General features: G+C 41.2%; 2 tRNA genes. Both read right to left on the reverse strand.

The features are described 5' to 3' along the window. Positions 1-38: 38 nt before the first annotated feature. Positions 39-123: transfer RNA gene (locus H5058_RS18290), tRNA-Leu, on the reverse strand. Positions 124-207: 84 nt separating this feature from the next. Beyond that, positions 208-282, reverse strand: a tRNA-Gln gene (locus H5058_RS18295). Between the last annotated feature and the right edge of the window lie 12 nt (positions 283-294).

Below are 294 nucleotides of genomic sequence, written 5' to 3' on the forward strand. Positions count from 1 at the left end.
ACAAAGAATAATTGATAGTTTTATTTCTTATCAAGAAATGGTGCGGAAAGAGAGACTTGAACTCTCACAACCGAAGTTACTGGAACCTAAATCCAGCGCGTCTACCAATTCCGCCACTCCCGCATCGTTTGTGTAATAAAACACAGTTTGCAATTTTAAGCTCTTAGCTGAGCTATTCTTTAAACAACTTTCCTTGGTAGAAGAAGTTGGCTGGGATACCAGGATTTGAACCTGGGAATGCCAGGATCAAAACCTGGTGCCTTACCGCTTGGCGATATCCCAACAAAGAATAAT

The organism is Pseudoalteromonas sp. SR45-4, from assembly GCF_014163535.1.
Classification (GTDB): domain Bacteria; phylum Pseudomonadota; class Gammaproteobacteria; order Enterobacterales; family Alteromonadaceae; genus Pseudoalteromonas; species Pseudoalteromonas nigrifaciens.